This window comes from Mycoplana sp. ABR4_002, assembly GCF_056159645.1.
This window is the reverse complement of record NZ_JBSWVO010000001.1, coordinates 2,885,377-2,902,284: the sequence shown is the minus strand read 5'-3', so window position 1 is coordinate 2,902,284 and position 16,908 is coordinate 2,885,377. Positions and strand designations below refer to the sequence as shown.

Below are 16,908 nucleotides of genomic sequence, written 5' to 3'. Positions count from 1 at the left end.
CGCGTCGCAGCCACGGAAAGTAGCGGGTCACCAGCAATAGCGGTAGCCATTCCCGCGCTTCCTGACGTCGAGATGAAGATGGGTCTCGTGCGCGGCGTCGCTGCCGGGATCGAGGACGGTGGTGAAATACAGGCAGGCGGATGCCACCGCCGCCCGTTGCAACGCTCCTTCGGCGGTCGCGTCCTTCTCGCGCGGGGCGATCTCCAGGCCGCCGCCGCCGGCGAAGTCAAGGCCGGCGATGTCGATCGCGTTGCCGAAGGCGTGCTCCGAGATCTTCCCGCCGGGAGCGCCGTTGCGGTTGCGGCAGACATAGGCCGAAGCCTGCCTCAGGCCGACGAGCCGCCGTTCCGGCATCACCGCCTTGAGCGCCGGGACGAGGGCCTCGCGGGTCCAGCGTTGCAGCTGGAGCGCGGTTTCGCAGCGCAAGGTCGCCGCTGGCATCAATGCGACGGCGGCGGTAAGGTAAGAGACGGTGACCGGGCGGGCGATGCCGCAGCCGCTCTTCGGGTCGATCCGCGGCGGCTCGTTGAAGACGGCGCCGGCTGATTTCAGCGCGGCGATACAGGATGCGAACGCAGCCCCGTCCTCCTCGGCCAACGGCGCGGGCGGGGCGGGAAGGCTGGGCGCGCTCGGCATATCCTCTTTCCTGCCCTGCGACGGACGCCGTGCGTCCTCCGCCTTCGAGCGGGGCGTGGCCGCATCATCCGACGGCGGGCGCGCACCCGGCAACGGCCCGCGTTCGGGAAGCGAGGTCCCTGCCAGGATGAGGCAGCCGGCAAGTAGGGCGGTCAAACGCGGCCTGATGGGGTAACCCTCCGCTTTCCACATGGGCTTTCAGGAGGAAACGCGCAAGGCGCGCAACGGTTTCGCTTGCGAGCGAACAGGACCGTCCGACCCGCGCTCAGATGCCGCCGCCTTGGAGACACTCGAGCCCGGGCGGGGCGGTCGCGCCGGTGTCTAGCAATCCGGTCAGCTCGCGCACGCGTTCGATCAGGCGGTGGTTGTCGTGGTCGCCGTTGGCGGCGATCATGTCGAGAAGGAAAAAAATCAGCGCGCGCGTCTCGCCGGCGTCCGTCGGCGAGGTCCGAAGGATCGCCTCGAACGCGACGGCGGCCTTGCCGTCGAGCGCCAGAAACTCCGGCGTCTCGCAGTCTTCGATGTGCTCCAGCAGCCAATCCTGCATCTGGCGGAACTGAGTCAGGGTACGCGTGATCATGTCCCTCTGTTGCCGAGATCCGAGGACAAACTGTGGCGGGCCCCGCTGCAGGGCGCGGCCGCGGCGCCAAAGCCGCGGCTATCCCCAGCTTTCATGCGGCCGGAGCCGTCTCGTATCCGACCGCTTGCGCTTGCCTCGCCCGGTCGCCCGCCATGGCGGCGATCCGGGGAAATCGCAGTTGCGTTCGCATTCGCTTCGCGCTAACAATTCCGCCGATGAAAAACGCACGCAACATCGCGATCTGGTGGTGGGCCCGCTGAAGCGGCCTCGACCAGTCATGCGCGATTGACAGGACAAGCCGCCCGAAATTCTCGAGGCGGCTTTTTCATTTCGTGCCGCCTGCGGATCGGGCCGAACAGGAGAGCAGTGAATGGTAACCAAGCTTCTGGACGATGGTGCCGAAAGCTACGAGACGCGCGGCGGCATCGTCGTGACGCGGCGACGGCGGCCCGCCGATTATGCCAGCGCCATTTCGGCCTATGTCGACAAGCTCGACGAACGTCGCGGCGCGGTGTTCTCCTCGAACTACGAATATCCCGGCCGCTATACCCGGTGGGATACGGCGATCGTCGATCCGCCGCTCGCCATCACCTCGTTCGGGCGCGATGTCTGGATCGAGGCCCATAACGGCCGTGGCGAGGCGCTGCTGGCCATGATCGCACCGCGGCTCGCGACCGTGCCGGAACTGACGTTCGGCGCCTCCTCCCCGCGCCGGCTCGACCTCAGGGTCAATCAGCCGGACCGCATCTTCACCGAGGAGGAGCGCTCCAAGGCCCCGACCGTCTTTACCGTGCTGCGCGCGGTGACGGATCTGTTCCACTCGCCGGAGGACGCCAACCTCGGCTTCTACGGCGCGTTCGGCTACGATCTTGCCTTCCAGTTCGACGCGATCGACCTCAAGCTTGAGCGGCCGGACGACCAGCGTGACATGGTGCTCTTTCTGCCGGACGAGATCCTCGTCGTCGACCACTATGCCGCCAAGGCCTGGATCGACCGCTATGACTTTGCCATGGACGGGGTCTCGACGGAGGGCCGGGACGAGGCGATCGCAGCGGAGCCGTTCCGCACCAGCGATCTGGTTCCGGCTCACGGCGACCACCGCCCCGGCGAATATGCCGAGCTGGTGGTCAAGGCGAAGGAGAGTTTCCGGCGCGGCGACCTGTTCGAGGTGGTGCCGGGGCAGAAGTTCTACGAGCGCTGCGAGAGCAAGCCGTCACAGATCTCCCGGCGGCTGAAGGCCATCAATCCCTCGCCCTATTCCTTCTTCATCAATCTCGGCAACCAGGAATATCTGGTCGGCGCCTCGCCCGAGATGTTCGTGCGCGTTTCCGGCCGCCGCATCGAGACTTGCCCGATCTCTGGCACGATCAAGCGCGGCGACGACCCGATCGCCGACAGCGAGCAGATCCTGAAGCTGCTGAACTCGAAGAAGGACGAGTCGGAACTGACGATGTGCTCGGACGTCGACCGGAACGACAAGTCACGGGTCTGCGAGCCGGGCTCTGTCAAGGTCATCGGCCGCCGCCAGATCGAGATGTATTCCCGCCTGATCCACACGGTCGACCACATCGAGGGCCGCCTGCGCGACGACATGGACGCGTTCGACGGCTTCCTCAGCCACGCCTGGGCGGTGACGGTGACCGGCGCGCCGAAGCTGTGGGCGATGCGTTTCATCGAGGCGCACGAGAAGAGCCCGCGGGCCTGGTACGGCGGGGCGATCGGCATGGTCGGCTTCAACGGTGACATGAACACCGGGCTGACGCTGCGCACCATCCGCATCAAGGACGGGATCGCCGAGGTGCGGGCAGGGGCCACCTTGCTGAACGATTCCAACCCGCAGGAAGAAGAAGCCGAGACCGAATTGAAGGCATCCGCCATGATCGCAGCCATCCGTGACGCCAAGGCCGGCAACGCGGCCAAGTCCCAGCGCGACGTCGCTTCCGTCGGCGCCGGCGTGAAGATTCTCCTCGTCGATCACGAGGACAGCTTCGTTCATACGCTGGCGAACTACTTCCGACAGACGGGCGCTGACGTGACGACCGTGCGGACGCCGGTGGCCGAGGAACTGTTCGACCGGCTGAAGCCGGACCTGGTCGTGCTGTCGCCGGGCCCCGGCACTCCGAAGGATTTCGACTGCAAGGCCACCATCAAGAAGGCACGCGCCCGCGACCTGCCAATCTTCGGCGTCTGCCTCGGCCTGCAGGCGCTGGCCGAAGCCTATGGCGGCGACCTGCGCCAGCTGGCAATCCCGATGCACGGCAAGCCGTCGCGCATCCGCGTGCTGGAGCCCGGCATTGTCTTCTCCGGCCTCGGCAAGGAGGTGACGGTCGGGCGCTATCATTCGATCTTCGCCGATCCGTCGACATTACCGCCTGACTTCATCATCACGGCGGAGAGCGACGACGGAACCATCATGGGCATCGAGCACGCCAGAGAGCCGGTCGCCGCTGTGCAGTTCCACCCCGAGTCGATCATGACGCTGGGCGGCGACGCGGGGATGCGGATGATCGAGAACGTCGTGGCGCATCTGGTGCGCAAGGCCAAGACCAAGGCCGCCTGACGGCGCTTTGACATCGCGGCCAAACTGGTCGATAGAGTGTCGCAAATCAACCGCCTGCGCGAAACCCGCGCGGGCGGTTTGCGTTGAAGGGCGCGGAACTTGCAATTCATTTGCATCCGCATCGGAGCTGAGTATGGCCCCTGGCAATTCCACGGTGAGGCGACTGGCGGTGATCGGCATTCCGATGGCGTTCTTCGTCATGGGGCTGAAGCTGCTGGCGTGGTGGCTGACCGGCTCGGTGGCGCTCCTGTCGGACGCGCTGGAATCGATCGTCAACGTCATCGCCGCAATCCTGGCCTGGGGGGCGATCCGCTATGCCGCGCGCCCGGCCGACGAGACGCACCCGTTCGGCCACCACAAGGCCGAGTATTTCTCCGCCGTCGTCGAAGGCGTGCTGATCGTGGTCGCCGCACTGCTGATCCTGCAGGAGGCGCTGCCCGAACTGCGAGCGCCAAAGACGCTCGACCAGCCGGGCTTGGGGCTTGCGATCAACCTGCTGGCGGCGCTCGTCAATGGCGGCTGGGCGGCGTTGCTGATCCGCGCCGGCCGGCGCCACCGGTCTCCTGCGCTGACGGCCGACGGGCACCACATCCTTGCCGATGTTGTCACCTCGGCGGGCGTGCTCGTCGGGCTGGTCCTGGCGCTTGCAACCGGTCTTGCCGTTCTCGACCCGATCATGGCGATCCTCGTCGCCCTGCACATCGTCTACCAGGGGTGGAAGATCATTTCCCATTCCGTCAGCGGCCTGATGGACCATGCGGTGGATCCGGACGAGGAGGCGGCGATCAAGAACGCCATCGCTACCCATGCGACGGGATCGCTGGGCGTCCACGATCTGAAGACGCGCCGCGCCGGCCCGGCCACGTTCATCGACTTCCATCTGGTGGTTCCGGCGCGTATGGCAGTGGGCGATGCCCATGAGATCTGCGACCGGCTGGAAGACGCGATCGAGGCGGTGCAGCCCGGCGCGCGGATCGCCATCCATGTGGAGCCGGAGACAGAGAAGGCCCATGGCATCAGGGTGAAGGTGGAAAGGACAAAAAGATGACCAAGACTGACGTTTCAAGCCTGTCGCAACTCGGCCGGAACGTGGAGGCGCCGACAAGTCCGGAAGAAGCGGTGCTGGAGAAGGTGCCGAGCAGCCACCAGGGAAGCGACTTCGTCGTCCGTTTCACCGCACCGGAGTTCACCTCGCTGTGCCCGATGACCGGACAGCCTGATTTCGCCCATATCGTCATCGACTACATCCCCGACGGCTGGCTGGTCGAATCGAAGTCGCTGAAGCTCTATCTGCACTCGTTCCGAAATCACGGGGCCTTCCACGAAGACTGCACGCTCGATATCGCCAAGCGGCTGGTTGACCTGTTGGCGCCGAAATGGCTGCGGATCGGGGCCTACTGGTACCCGCGCGGGGGCATTCCGATCGACGTGTTCTGGCAGACCGGCGCGCCGCCGGAAGGCGTGTGGTTGCCGGACCAGGGCGTTGCCTCCTACCGCGGTCGCGGCTAAGGGGTCGACGCGGCAGTGGCTGGCCGAGGCCTGGACGGGCCTTGGCCGGTGGCACGCGTTTTCCCGTTTTCCGCTTCCCATTTCCCGGCAAGCCGGGTTGGCCGCCTCGAACACAGGGGCTCCGCGGTCAAGCCGCCCTTTGGACGTGCCTCTGACCGCGGCTTCGTCAGTGCGACAAGGTCGCGCTAGGCGTGCGAATGCGGATGGCGATAGTCCCAGACTGCCCAGGCCGACAGCGCGGCCGTGCAGATGCCGAGGATCACGTGGGTCCACATCGCGCCCGCATTGGTCATGAAGCCGAGAAGCCAGGGCGATGCGATCAGCCACAGGCCGACAACCAGGTTCACCCACTCTTCCCATTCCGCGAACATCGAAAGCGTCATGATCGCAAAGGCGCCCAGCACGATGGCGGCGATCCATGCGTTCCAGCTCGGCGTCGCTTCGGCGGCGTAGCCGATCACCCAGGGCGAAACAAACAGACATACCGCCAGGACCAGCGTGACAATGTCCTGACTTCTCCGACCGGACATGAAATTCATCATCGCAACCTCCATGAGGCACCAGGTCGTGCACCTGCACAACCTAATATTAGCTTATACTAATATTTATTTCCTTCAAGATTCATGACGTTAACCGGCATTCACGGGTGCGTGTGCCCGGCTTGCGCGCCGAACCGAAGCGCTCGGGGAGGGCGTCCACGGCCACGTTTACCCTGTCTGGCGGTGGCGTGGCGGCACTCTATCGCCGGGCGGGTGTTTTGTTGCATTGTCTTGGCCAGTGAGTCGCATTATCTGACTGCGGCAAGAACCTTTTGGACAACAGGCGGAGAGTTGCCGATGAACGATGAAGACGACGACAAGAAGACCGAGCTTCCGCTTGGCAAGGAGACCGAAGCGAACCTGTTCAAGTCGCGTTCGATCTTCATCTATGGCGGCATCACGCAGGAACTGGCGCAGAAGGTCTGCTCGCAACTCGTGGCGCTTGCCGCCGCCAGCGACGACGACATCCGCATCTACGTCAATTCGCCGGGCGGCCACGTCGAGTCGGGCGACAGCATCCATGACATGATCAAGTTCATCAAGCCGAAGGTTTGGATGATCGGCACCGGCTGGGTCGCCTCCGCCGGGGCACTGATCTATGTGGCCGCGCCCAAGGAGCGGCGCCTGTGCCTGCCGAACACCCGCTTCCTGCTGCACCAACCGTCTGGCGGCACGCGCGGCATGGCCTCCGACATCGAGATCCAGGCGCGTGAGATCATCAAGATGAACGAACGCCTGAACAAGATCTTCTCCGAAGCCACCGGCCAACCGGTCGAGCGGATCGCCAAGGACACCGACCGGGATTACTGGCTGTCCGCCAAGGACGCCCTCGAATACGGCCTCGTGTCGCGCATCGTTACCTCGCAGGCGGACATCTGATCCGTCCGGCCCGTCAAGGGCCCCCTTTCGCGCGAGAGGGGGCCCTCAGTCGGAGAAGCCAAACCGGGCCGGTCCCACCGGCCGCATCCCTGTCTGCCGCGCATAGACGCAGTAGTCGTAATTGGTGTTGGTTGGTCCGCCGTACCGCGCGAAGCAATAGTTTCGCGCTTCCAGCGTCTTCGGATCGATCGCCGCGGACTGGCAGCCTGCAAGTGCGGCAAGCAGTGCCAGGACAAGATACCTCATGGCCCCATTCCTCCTGCGGCGCGCGGGAGTGCCGCCACCGGCCAAGACTAGCGGCAGAAGGCGTTCCGCACAAATCATCCGGCCGTCGGCTTGCGCGACGAAGCCTTCGCGGCTATAAGCCGGGCCATGTTGAAGATACGAAGCAGCATCGTCGAACGGATTTCGCGCCGCCAGGATACGGCGCGCGAGCGTTCGCGTCGCTTCACCTCGCTCCTTCTGCTCGGCCTTACACGCGGTTGCCGGGTCCTTTGAGGAGCGCCCGGCGGCCGAAAAGCCTGCCGGCGCAAGTGCTCCTCGCATCACCCATATCGTAATTTCGACCCGTGCCCCGAAGGGCAGCTTTCACCGTCGCCAAGCGCGCATCGTTCCGCTATGACGCTGGTTCAGGAAGCCGGGATGACGAAGAGACAGGCAGATGACCGATAGGATCCAAACCCCCAAGCATCAAGGCATGCCGACCGCGTCGGTGAAGTACCAACCCTATCCGCCGATCAACATTTCGGACCGTACCTGGCCGCACAAGACGATCACCGAGGCGCCGACCTGGTGTTCGGTCGACCTGCGCGACGGCAACCAGTCTCTCGTCAACCCGATGGGCCATGACCGCAAGGCCCGGATGTTCCAGCTCTTGCTGGACATGGGCTTCAAGGAGATCGAGATCGGCTTTCCGTCCGCCTCGCAGACGGACTTCGACTTTGCCCGCTGGTGCGTGGAAGAAGGCAACGTCCCCGACGACGTCTCGCTGCAGGTGCTGGTGCAGTGCCGGCCGGAACTGATCACCCGCACCTTCGAGGCCCTGGAGAGCGCCCGGCGCCCCATCATCCACTTCTACAACTCGACCAGCGAACTGCAGCGGCGCGTCGTGTTCGGCAAGGACGTCGCCGGCATCAAGCAGATCGCGACCGATGCGGCCAAGATGATCACCGACATGGCCGCCAAGGCCGGCGGTGAATACCGTTTCGAATATTCGCCGGAAAGCTTCACCGGCACCGAGCTCGAAGTGGCGCTCGAGATCTGCAATGCCGTGACCGAGATCGTGCGCCCGACCGCCGACAACAAGCTGATCCTCAACCTGCCTTCGACCGTCGAGATGGCGACGCCGAATGTCTACGCCGACCAGATCGAGTGGATGTGCCGCAACCTCGACAACCGCGAAAACCTGATCATCTCGTTGCACCCGCACAATGACCGTGGCACCGGGATTGCCGCGACCGAACTGGCGCTGATGGCCGGGGCGGACCGGGTGGAGGGCACCTTGTTCGGCAACGGCGAGCGCACCGGCAATGTCGACGTGGTCACGCTGGCGCTCAACATGTACACCCAAGGCGTCGATCCGCGGCTGGACTGCTCCGACATCGAGCGGATCAAGGCGGTGTACGAGTATTCCAACGAAATGGTCATTCCGGAGCGCCATCCCTATGTCGGCGAACTGGTCTACACCGCCTTCTCCGGCTCGCACCAGGACGCCATCAACAAGGGCATGAGGGCGCTGAAGACCGCCAACAAGCCGCAGTGGGAAGTGCCGTACCTGCCGATCGATCCGCAGGACGTCGGACGCACCTACGAGGCGATCATCCGCATCAACTCGCAGTCCGGGAAGGGCGGCATCGCCTATATCCTGCAGCAGGACCACGGCATCAACCTGCCGCGCAACCTGCAGGTCGAGTTCCGCGAGGAGATCCAGCGCATCACCGACGAGGAAGGGGTCGAGCTGCCCTCGAAGCGTATCTACGAGCATTTCCTGGAGCGCTATGTCACGCAGCCGGACGCTCGGCTGCGCTTTGTCGATCACCAGACCTATCCCGACACCAGCCGCAAGAGCGTGCGCATCGTCGCAGCCGATATCGTCGACGGCGGCGAGGCGAAACGGATCGAGGGTGAGGGCACCGGTCCGATCGACGGGTTCATCCACGCGCTGTCGGTCCATACCGGGATCGAGATGTCGGTGGTCGACTATTCCGAGCATTCGCTGCAGCAGGGCTCGAACGCGCAGGCCATCGCCTATGTCGAGATCGCCTATCCGGGCGGAAAGCTGTTCGGCGTCGGCATGAACGCCAACATCGTGACGGCCTCGCTCGAAGCCATCGTATCTGCGGCCAACCGCGTGCTCGCGCAAGCCGGCCGCTGAGGGCGCCAGGACGGAACCGAAGGGCCGCCCCCGGACGACCGGGGCGGCCCTTTTGCGTTGCAGTTCAGATCGTCTGCGCCACCGTCGTCGCGATCGCCTCGAGCGCCGGGTCGGCGGAGGCGCCGACGACGACATAGTTCGCCGCGCCCTCCCGCCAGGAGATCAGCCCGAGATCGTTGCGGATCGTGTCGGTGAGGTCGGTTCGCTCCGGGATCGGGTCGCTCTTCTGGAAATAGACGGCGAGAACCTCGCCGTCCTCGTTCCTGTAGAGGAGTTGACCGGTCGGGCGACCGCCGGCGACGAGCAGCCGGGCGCCCTCGAAGGTCAGCCTGCTGCCGCCAAGATCGGGCAGCCTGAAGGAGACGCCGACGGCCGAGCTCAGCCATTCGGTGATGTACTGGTCCTCGGCGGCCGGAACCTCGGCGAGGTGGCGCGTCTGCCGCGAGTGGACGCGGTGATAGACGGAAATGTCATCGAGCCAGTTGCGACCCTCGCCCGCCTGCAGCGGAGCCACGACCGGTGCCTGCAGCGCGCCGAGCAGGTACCCGGCGCAACCGCCTGTCACAAGAAGTGCGAGCGCCGCCGCGGCAAACCGTGTCCGCTTGCGGCGAGGTGCGGCTTCGGAAACGGGGGGCACGAGCTTCGGGCGCCTGACGTCGCGCGCCGCGTCGGCCGAGGCCTGCTTGATGCTTCTGACGAGATCGAGCGGAACCGGCTCGTGCAGCATGTCCTCGAACGCCCTGCGCCCGAGGTCGCTGCCAAGCTTCAGCCGATTGAAGAGCGTGCGCGCCTTTTCGTCGCGCGCCAGCATTCTGTCTATCTCCGTGATTTCCGCATGCGGCAGCTGTCCGTCCAGGTAGGCCGACAAGCGTACTTCAAGCGGAAGACCTTGCGTGCTTTCCAAAGCTCAGGTCCTCCTTTCCGTTGGTTCCGAGATCATGGCGGCAAGCCGTATGCGCGCCGTCGAGAGCCTGCTCATGACGGTCCCGATGGGGATCCCGAGAATGTCTGCCGCCTCCCGGTAGCTGTGGCCTTCCACATTGACGAGCAGAAACACGCTCGAAAGGCCTTCCGGCATAGTCATGATCAATTTGTGCAATTGTTTGGCGTAAACCGCCTTGTCGGCCGAAGCCTCGACGTGAAGGTAGTCCTGCTCGGCGAAATCGACCGTTCCCGAACCCGTGCGGACCTTGCGCTTCCTGATCTCGTCCACCCAGAGATTGCGCGTCATGGCGTAGACCCAGCTTTCCAGCCGTCCTTCCCCGTTCCACAGATGACTCCGGGTAATGGCGCGTTCGCAGGCTTCCTGAACGAGATCGTCGGCATCGCTGGCATTTCGGGTCAAGGTCATGGCAAAACGGCGCAGTTTCGGCAACAGCCCTACCAGTTCACGCCGAAATTCGCTCGATTCAGCCGTGGGACGCATTGCACTTCCATGGAACGTTCGAGATCGGGCCAATATTCACGACCATGCAGACCACTGCATTGATATGAAGCATTTGCCGGCCGCTCCGCAAGCGCACCTGTGGTCAGAACCGGACACTTCTTTGTTGTCGGGGAAGCGGGAAGGAGGTCGGCCGCGGTTGCGCGGCCGGCGCGGGCGTGCGGATCAATAGGTGCCGCGCTGGCCGCCGAGCGACTGCAGCAAAGACCTGTAGGCCCAGTTGTCCTCGCCGCCACGATCGCGGATCTCGACCAGTTGCACGCGGGCGCCCTGGACGTCGCCCTGCTCCAGAAGGGCCTGGCCCATGTAGGACCGGGCGAGGACATAGTTCGCGTCGGCCTGCAAAGCCATCCGGTAATACTCCATCGCCCGGTCTACCTTGCCGAGCTTTCGGTAGGTGAACCCGTAATAGGTCAGGATGCGCGGGTCGTGCTGGTTCTCGGCGGTTTTCAGGGCCTTCAGAGCATGGCCGTACTGGCCGGCATAGGCAAATTCGCGGGCGGCCTCATAGAGGATGTCGTCCAGTCTCAGGTCGGACTTCTTCTGCGATCCGTCCTTCTTCTTCGTCGCCCTGATCTCGTCCGGCGTCAGGCACATCTTGCGCTCTGGGCTCCAGATCTTGCCGTTCATGCAGGTTGTCGTCGTGGGGCTCGAATCCGGCGCAGAGCCACCGCCGCTGTCGGCGGCGAGCACGGCGCCAGCCGGCACGAGGCCGATCGTCAGGACGGCCGCGAGGATGGTGCGGGCGGGAGGCTGGCGAGACATCTTTGATCCTTCCACGGGTTGTCACCGCTTGCAGAGGACAGTGCATTGCCGAAGGGGCCGATTGCGGCCGGCGGCGAAAGCATACGGGAGATTAGACGCGGCCGGAAGGTTCTTTATTCCCGGCCTCGAATCGCGTCGTTTCGGCAAGCACCATCTCCTCGCCGCGCTCGTCCACGGCAAAGCGCTCGCGCATGAGATGCCATCGTCCCGGTTCGCCGGAAATCGTGAAGAGATTGTAGGCCGCCGGCGGCTTGTGGCCGCCCGGACCCTGGGAGGCAGAGGCAATGCCGATCACGGGCACGCGGCCCGCGGGACCACGCAGCCAGCTGACCGTGTTTAGGTGGGTGTGGCCGTGCAGCACGAGCTCGGCGCCGCCCGACGAAATGGTCGCGGCAAAGCGCCGGATGCCGATCATGCGCTTGTGAAACGACGTCGCGCCGTGGATCGGCGGATGGTGGATCATCACCACGCGAAAGAGCCCCGCCTCGCCGGCGGCGCGCAGCATCTTGACGGTCGCCCGCGCCTGGCGCTCGTCGAAAAAGCCGCTCGCGGCAAACGGCGGCGTGGCCACCGCGGTCGAACAGCCAATCAGGGCGATGTTGTTGCGCCGGCGCATGTAGGGGAACGTCGGGCAGCCGGACGGCCACTCCACCGGTGCATCATCGCCGCGCATGTAGGGGGACCAGGCCTGCGTCGAACGTTCGATGGCCCCCGGCACATAGGCATCGTGGTTTCCGGGCACCACGGAGATGTTCTCGGGCTTGCCCATCTCTGCCAGCCAGTTGGCAACCGCCTCGATCTCGATGTTCGTGGCCAGGTTGACGAGGTCTCCGGTGATGGCCAGGTGATCGGGATCGCGCCGTTCCAGGTCGTCCATCAGCAGGTCCAGCGTGCCGGGAAAGAGATGGCGGCGGCGATTGCGATGCCAGTTGATGAAGCCGGTGATCCGCTTCGACGCCAGCTCGGCGAACGACAATGCGGGCAGGGGGCCGAGATGGACGTCGGAAATATGGGCCAGACGGAACATGACCTTCCTTAGACCGACTCTGGGGCGGAAGGAAATGGGCCGCCCGCCGGATTTGCCGCCGCGGGCCGGCGTCGGTCGCATTGGCCGTGGACAACCCCGCCGGGCCTTGCGATGCGCCTTGATTCCGCTGATCGCTGGCGCAAAGCCTTAGGCCCTGAGCCGCAAACCAGTCGAGACGAGAGGACGCATGGGCAGCGACGGACCGCGGCAGAGCCGCAGCATCTGGGCTCGCCTGGTGACGCGCGTGGTGCACGGCTACTTCGCCTATGCCCGCGGCATGACGCTCGGCGTGCGGGCCGCGTGCTTCGATGCCGAGGGGCGCGTGTTCTTGGTCAGGCACAGCTATGTGGCCGGCTGGCACCTGCCCGGCGGAGGCGTCGAACGGCGCGAGACGGTGCTGCAGGCGCTGCAAAAGGAGATGCGTGAGGAGGGGAACCTGATTGTCGGCGATCCGCCCCGGCTGTTCCACGTCTATTTCAACCGGCGAACCAGCAAGCGCGACCACGTGCTGTTCTACGTCTGCGGCAACGTGCGCCAGAGCGCGCCGAAACAACGCGACCGGGAAATCCTCGAAGCCGGCTTCTTTCCCCTGGACGCGCTGCCGGAAGGAGTGACGCCGGCCACGTTGCGCCGGCTCGACGAGGTCGCGGGGCGCTCGCCGCCGGCCGACTACTGGTGACGCTCGGCGTCAGGCCGCCAGCAGGCGTTCGCGTCCGTGCGGTTCGGCGAAGTCCAGTTCCGGGCCTGCGGGAACGATGCCGGTCGGGTTGATCGTCCGATGGCTGCGGTAGTAGTGCTCCTTGATGTGGCGCATGTCGACGGTCGCGGCAACGCCCGGCACCTGGTAGAGTTCGCGCAGGTATCCCGACAGGTTCGGATAGTCGGCAATACGGCGGATGTTGCACTTGAAGTGGCCGACATAGACGGCGTCGAACCGGATCAGCGTCGTGAACAACCGCCAGTCCGCCTCGGTGATCGCCCCACCGATAAGATAGCGCTGGCGCGAAAGGCGCGCCTCAAGTTCGTCGAGCGTGGCAAACAGGCGCACGACGCTCTCCTCGTAGGCGGGCTGGGTGGTCGCGAAGCCGGCCTTGTAGACGCCATTGTTGACGGTGTCGTAGATCTTGTCGTTGAGCGCGTCGATCGCGCCGCGCAACTGCGCCGGATAGAAGTCGTCGCCCGAGCCGGTGATGCCGTCGAAAGCCGAATTGAACATGCGAATGATTTCGGACGATTCGTTCGACACCAGCCGGTTCAGCTTCTTGTCCCACAGAACGGGGACGGTGACGCGACCGGTATAGTGCGGATCGGCCTTGAGGTAGAGCTGCCAGAGCGTGTCGACGCCGAACAGGTGGTCGACGGTGCCGCCGTCCTTTCCTTTGAATTCCCAGCCGTTCGACAGCATCAACGGGTCGACGACCGAAACGGAAATCAGGTCCTCCAGCTTCTTCAGCCGGCGGAAGATCAGCGTGCGGTGGGCCCACGGGCAGGCCAGCGAGACATAGAGGTGGTAGCGGCCTTCCTCGGCCTTGAAACCGCCTTCGCCGGTCGGACCGGGCGCGCCATCGGCGGTGATCCAGTTCCGAAACTGCGAGGCTGCCCGCCTGAAGCGTCCTTCGGTGGCCTTGGTGTCGTACCAGACGTCATGCCAGACGCCATCCACAAGCTTTCCCATGCCGGTCTCCTTCGGCTTTCGCAGACTTTCGTTGCGTGACAAATAACTGAACGGACCTTGCCGCATCAGCCCCTAAATAATGAACAGTGCGTTTTTGGCTTTGACGGACCGCGTTTTTCTGCTATCCGCGCTGGTCAGATTTGTCATGCCGTCAGGGCGTGACCGGAAAATCGGATCGAACGATGTTTTTTGCTGGAAACCCGCGACGACGCTGATGCTCACGACGCCTCTTTCGAGGCGAAGCCATCTCTCATTGTCTCGCAAGCGGTTTCTGTATCCATGCACAAGCACGATCTCGTCTACCTGACCGAAGACGCGTCCCACGACGCAGCCATCGAGCACATCAACGAAGAGGCTTTTGGCCCCGGACGGCACGTCCGCGCCGCCGCCCGGATCCGGGAACAGGGGCCGCACGACCTGTCGCTCTCCTTCATCTGCGCCGACGACGGCGAGACGATCGCCTCGGTGCGGATGACGCCGGTCACGGCCGGGTCGGTGAAGGGGCATCTGCTGGGGCCGCTCGCCGTGCGGCCGTCGCACAAGAACCGCGGCATCGGCCGGGAACTGGTGCGGATCGCCGTCGAGGCGGCGAGGCGGAACGGCTCCGAGGCCGTGGTCCTGATCGGCGACCCCCCCTATTACGGACCGCTGGGTTTCGAGCCGGTGGCCTACAACGCGCTGACCTTTCCCGGCCCGGTCGACCCGAGGCGGGTTCTGGTCGTGCCGTTCGCCGCCGACACCCATGCGCGGCTGCCGGGCGCCATCGGCTGGCGGCCGTACGAGGAGGCGGCGGTGGAGAGGCCCGCGCTTGCGGTTGCCAGCTAGCGCCAGACGCTGTGGGCAGCGGGTCTAGCGGCCCTCGCGATACCACATCGCCGAAAGCGCCAGCAGCAGCAGGCCGACGCCGGCGAAGCCGGCAAACAGCGGTACACTGTCGATGCCCTTGAGGACGGTCTCGTTCGTCATGCGCAGCGCGAGCCGCTGCGGATCGGAGCCGCGGACGGCACCGGACACCGGCAGCAGCGAGGGAAGGTCGAGATCGCCGCCGGCATCGGCAATCCGCCGCGAAACGCCCCTGGTCTTGTCCGCAAGCGGCTTCAGCGTCTCAGTCGTCGAGATCGTCGCCTTGAACTCGGGTGCATCGACAGCACCGACATGCGCCAGTGCGGTCAGCCCATCGTTCTCGATGTCGTAGAGGCCGGTTTCGGTCGCCTTGACTTCCGCGCGGTAGAGGCCCGGGCCTTCTTCCTTCAGTTCGACCGCGTTCGTCTCGCCGGAGGGTGTCTTCACCATCGCCACGCCGGGCGCGCCCTTGATGGTCTGGCGGGTGATCTCCAGCGTCCGGCCGAAGGCGCGCGCCGTCAGCGCCTCTTCCTCCAGCGCCGGTTCCTGCATCAGCCAGTGGGCGGTGCGGCGATAGAGCGAGACATGCGGGCCGCCGCCCTCCAGACCGCGCGCCCAGAGCCAGCCGTGATCCGACAGCAGCATGGCGACGCGTCCCTCGCCATGCCGGTTCAGCACCAGCAACGGGTTGCCGTCGGCGCCTTCCATGACGACGTTGCCCTGCGGAGGGGCGACGTCGACGGTGCGGAACCAGCGGCCCCACTGCGGCGGCTCCTCGAGCGCTCCCTCAAGGCCGCGCGTGACCGGGTGCTTCTTGCCCTCTTCCGACAGCCGCGGGTGATAGCCCTTCTCGTTGACCATGCCGGTCGGCGCGGCCGGCAGCACGGAGGCCAGCGGCGTGTAGGCGATGGAGTCGCTGCCGGCGTGCTCGGGGCCGGCGGCAATCAGCAGCGCGCCGCCGTTTTCGACGTACTGGGCGATGTTGTCGTAGTAGAGGATCGGCAGGACGCCGCGGTGCTGGTAGCGGTCGAAGATGATCAGGTCGAACTCGTTGATCTTGTCGACGAACAGTTCGCGAGTCGGGAAGGCGATCAGCGAAAGTTCGTTGATCGGCGTGCCGTCCTGCTTTTCCGGCGGCCGCAGGATGGTGAAATGTACCAGGTCGATTGCCGTGTCCGACTTCAGGAGATTGCGCCAGGCGCGCTCGCCGGCGTGCGGTTCGCCGGAAACAAGCAGCACGCGCAGGTTCTCGCGTATGCCGTCGATGATATGGACGGCGCGGTTGTTGGCGGTCGTGATCTCGCCGGGAACCGGCTCGACGGAGAATTCCAGGACGTTGTTGCCGCCGCGCGGCACGGTGAAGCGGAACGGCGTCTCGGTGCCGGGCGCAGCCATTTCCGTGGCGATCTCGTTGCCGTTCAGGCGGACCGTCACCCGCGCCGTCGTGCCGGGGCTCTGGCCGTCGTCGGAGACCCGGAATTTCAGCTCCTGTGGTTCGCCGACGATGCCGAAGCGCGGGGCGTTGAGCACCTCGATGCGGCGGTCGAACTCGTCCTCGCTGCCGGTGATCAGGCCGTGGACCGGCGCATCGAAGCTGGTGAACGCCTCGGGGGGCGGGATGTCGTGCACCTGTCCGTCGGTGAGCAGGATGGCGCCGCCGACCCGCGACGGCGGCACGTCGGCAAGGGCGGCCGCAAGAGCGTCGAACAGCCGGGTGGAGGGCGTATCGGAATCGGGATCGTCACCCGCTTCGACGATGCGCGGCTCGATGCGGGGATAGCGGGCGAGCCGCGCCTGCAGTTCCGCCAGCGCCTCGTCGGTCATCGCGGTGCGGTCGGCGTTCTGCTGGCTCTGGCTGCGGTCGACCACGACGGCGACCACGGTTGGCAGCGCCTCGCGCTCCTCGTTCATGATCACCGGGTTGGCGAGCGCCAGCAGCAGCAGCGCCAGCGCGGCGGCGCGCAGCGGCGCCCCGCGGACGCCTCGCCAGAGGCCGAGGCCCGCCAGCAGCGCGGCAGCGGCGGCCAGAACGGCGATCAGGGGCCAGGCAACGAGCGGGGAGAAGGCGATGCTCATG

The 16,908-nt window shown here is 65.4% G+C and carries 18 protein-coding genes; 7 read left to right on the top strand and 11 right to left on the bottom strand.

Going from position 1 to position 16,908, the window contains the following annotated elements:
- Positions 1–27: 27 nt before the first annotated feature.
- Entirely contained in the window at positions 28–636 is a 609-nt protein-coding gene (locus tag ACXAGF_RS13910; protein ID WP_475017943.1) for an extensin-like domain-containing protein, read from the bottom strand.
- A gap of 265 nt (positions 637–901) precedes the next feature.
- Complete coding sequence (locus ACXAGF_RS13905) at positions 902–1,216, bottom strand: hypothetical protein (RefSeq protein ID WP_475017941.1); 315 nt, start codon at positions 1,214–1,216, stop codon at positions 902–904.
- Positions 1,217–1,586: 370 nt separating this feature from the next.
- Between ACXAGF_RS13905 and ACXAGF_RS13900 the strand changes: the two genes are divergently transcribed.
- The 3 genes from ACXAGF_RS13900 (at position 1,587) to queF (ending at position 5,285) form a co-directional block, all read left to right on the top strand.
- Positions 1,587–3,776: an anthranilate synthase gene (locus ACXAGF_RS13900; protein ID WP_475017939.1), complete on the top strand. Its 2,190-nt coding sequence runs from the start codon at positions 1,587–1,589 to the stop codon at positions 3,774–3,776.
- A gap of 133 nt (positions 3,777–3,909) precedes the next feature.
- Positions 3,910–4,824: a cation diffusion facilitator family transporter gene (locus ACXAGF_RS13895; protein ID WP_475017937.1), complete on the top strand. Its 915-nt coding sequence runs from the start codon at positions 3,910–3,912 to the stop codon at positions 4,822–4,824.
- The gene (queF, locus tag ACXAGF_RS13890; protein WP_475017935.1) at positions 4,821–5,285 is read left to right on the top strand and encodes a preQ(1) synthase; all 465 of its coding nucleotides are present in this window, start codon (positions 4,821–4,823) and stop codon (positions 5,283–5,285) included. Before ACXAGF_RS13895 ends, queF begins: the two co-directional genes overlap by 4 nt.
- A gap of 185 nt (positions 5,286–5,470) precedes the next feature.
- Here the strand turns inward: queF and ACXAGF_RS13885 are convergent, their stop codons facing one another.
- Positions 5,471–5,827 carry an SPW repeat protein gene (locus ACXAGF_RS13885; protein WP_475017933.1) on the bottom strand — a complete coding sequence of 119 codons (357 nt, stop codon included), beginning with the start codon at positions 5,825–5,827 and terminating at the stop codon, positions 5,471–5,473.
- Positions 5,828–6,121: 294 nt separating this feature from the next.
- Between ACXAGF_RS13885 and ACXAGF_RS13880 the strand changes: the two genes are divergently transcribed.
- Positions 6,122–6,703 (top strand): ATP-dependent Clp protease proteolytic subunit, encoded by a 582-nt coding sequence (locus ACXAGF_RS13880; RefSeq protein ID WP_475017931.1) that lies wholly within the window; start codon positions 6,122–6,124, stop codon positions 6,701–6,703.
- Positions 6,704–6,748: 45 nt separating this feature from the next.
- On the opposite strand, the gene ACXAGF_RS13875 is transcribed toward ACXAGF_RS13880, so the two are convergent.
- Positions 6,749–6,949 (bottom strand): hypothetical protein, encoded by a 201-nt coding sequence (locus tag ACXAGF_RS13875; RefSeq protein WP_475017929.1) that lies wholly within the window; start codon positions 6,947–6,949, stop codon positions 6,749–6,751.
- A 415-nt stretch (positions 6,950–7,364) separates the two neighbouring features.
- Between ACXAGF_RS13875 and leuA the strand changes: the two genes are divergently transcribed.
- Positions 7,365–9,077, top strand: a complete 1,713-nt coding sequence (gene leuA, locus ACXAGF_RS13870; protein WP_475017927.1) for a 2-isopropylmalate synthase — start codon at positions 7,365–7,367, stop codon at positions 9,075–9,077.
- Positions 9,078–9,141: 64 nt separating this feature from the next.
- On the opposite strand, the gene ACXAGF_RS13865 is transcribed toward leuA, so the two are convergent.
- From ACXAGF_RS13865 to ACXAGF_RS13850, 4 genes are all read right to left on the bottom strand, one after another.
- Positions 9,142–9,888, bottom strand: coding sequence for an anti-sigma factor (locus tag ACXAGF_RS13865; protein ID WP_475017925.1), 747 nt, complete (start codon positions 9,886–9,888; stop codon positions 9,142–9,144).
- A gap of 96 nt (positions 9,889–9,984) precedes the next feature.
- Entirely contained in the window at positions 9,985–10,503 is a 519-nt protein-coding gene (locus tag ACXAGF_RS13860; protein WP_475017923.1) for an RNA polymerase sigma factor, read from the bottom strand.
- A 183-nt stretch (positions 10,504–10,686) separates the two neighbouring features.
- Complete coding sequence (locus ACXAGF_RS13855; protein WP_475017921.1) at positions 10,687–11,286, bottom strand: tetratricopeptide repeat protein; 600 nt, start codon at positions 11,284–11,286, stop codon at positions 10,687–10,689.
- Positions 11,287–11,377: 91 nt separating this feature from the next.
- On the bottom strand, positions 11,378–12,313 hold the full coding sequence (locus ACXAGF_RS13850; protein WP_475017919.1) for a metallophosphoesterase family protein: 936 nt from the start codon (positions 12,311–12,313) through the stop codon (positions 11,378–11,380).
- 187 nt (positions 12,314–12,500) lie between these two features.
- Here ACXAGF_RS13850 and ACXAGF_RS13845 point away from each other — a divergent pair, with 187 nt between their 5' ends.
- A complete protein-coding gene (locus ACXAGF_RS13845) occupies positions 12,501–12,992 on the top strand; it encodes an NUDIX domain-containing protein (protein WP_475017917.1) in 492 nt (163 codons plus the stop codon).
- A gap of 9 nt (positions 12,993–13,001) precedes the next feature.
- Here ACXAGF_RS13845 and ACXAGF_RS13840 read toward each other — a convergent pair whose 3' ends face one another.
- Positions 13,002–13,988, bottom strand: coding sequence for a glutathione S-transferase family protein (locus ACXAGF_RS13840; RefSeq protein WP_475017915.1), 987 nt, complete (start codon positions 13,986–13,988; stop codon positions 13,002–13,004).
- 72 nt (positions 13,989–14,060) lie between these two features.
- Positions 14,061–14,210 (bottom strand): hypothetical protein, encoded by a 150-nt coding sequence (locus tag ACXAGF_RS13835; RefSeq protein WP_475017913.1) that lies wholly within the window; start codon positions 14,208–14,210, stop codon positions 14,061–14,063.
- A 57-nt stretch (positions 14,211–14,267) separates the two neighbouring features.
- Here ACXAGF_RS13835 and ACXAGF_RS13830 point away from each other — a divergent pair, with 57 nt between their 5' ends.
- The gene (locus ACXAGF_RS13830) at positions 14,268–14,813 is read left to right on the top strand and encodes a GNAT family N-acetyltransferase (protein ID WP_475017910.1); all 546 of its coding nucleotides are present in this window, start codon (positions 14,268–14,270) and stop codon (positions 14,811–14,813) included.
- A gap of 24 nt (positions 14,814–14,837) precedes the next feature.
- Here ACXAGF_RS13830 and ACXAGF_RS13825 read toward each other — a convergent pair whose 3' ends face one another.
- Positions 14,838–16,907, bottom strand: a complete 2,070-nt coding sequence (locus tag ACXAGF_RS13825) for a hypothetical protein (protein WP_475017908.1) — start codon at positions 16,905–16,907, stop codon at positions 14,838–14,840.
- Between the last annotated feature and the right edge of the window lies 1 nt (position 16,908).